1 protein-coding gene is annotated in these 705 nt (G+C 68.8%); it reads right to left on the reverse strand.

Going from position 1 to position 705, the window contains the following annotated elements:
• On the reverse strand, positions 1-705 hold a 705-nt coding region (locus AC5P1C_RS43885), incomplete at both ends, for a ketoacyl-synthetase C-terminal extension domain-containing protein (RefSeq protein WP_493871600.1).

The raw sequence follows: 705 nt of genomic DNA on the forward strand, positions 1-705 counted from the left end.
CTCGGGGGTGGGGTTGTGTGCCGGTGCGGTGGCTGTCGTGTCGGGGGCTTGTTCGAGTACGACATGGGCGTTGGTGCCGCTGATCCCGAACGAGGACACAGCCGCACGGCGCGGACGCCCCTCGGCCTCGGGCCAGGAACGTGCCTCGGTCAGCAGCTCCAGAGCACCGGAATCCCACTCGACGTGCGACGAGGGCCGCTCGGCATGCAACGTCCTGGGCAGCGTGCCATGCCGCATCGCCTGCACCATCTTGATGATCCCGCCGACACCGGCAGCCGCCTGCGCATGCCCGATATTCGACTTCAACGACCCCAAGAACAACGGCCGCCGCGACTCCCGCTCCCGCCCATACGTGGCCAGCAGAGCATTCGCCTCGATCGGATCACCCAACGTCGTGCCGGTGCCATGCGCCTCCACCGCATCCACCTCACCCGCACCCACACCCGCCGCGGCCAGCGCCTCACGGATCACCCGCTCCTGCGAAGGACCGTTCGGCGCCGTCAGCCCATTACTCGCACCGTCCTGGTTCACCGCCGAGCCCCGCACCACCGCAAGCACCCGATGCCCCAGACGCCGAGCCTCCGACAACCGCTCCACCAACAGCAGACCCACACCCTCGGCCCACCCCGTACCACTCGCATCCGCCGAGAACGACCTGCACCGCCCATCCACCGAAAGACCCCGCTGCCGCGAGAACTCCACGAA

Source organism: Streptomyces sp. A18, assembly GCF_059026065.1.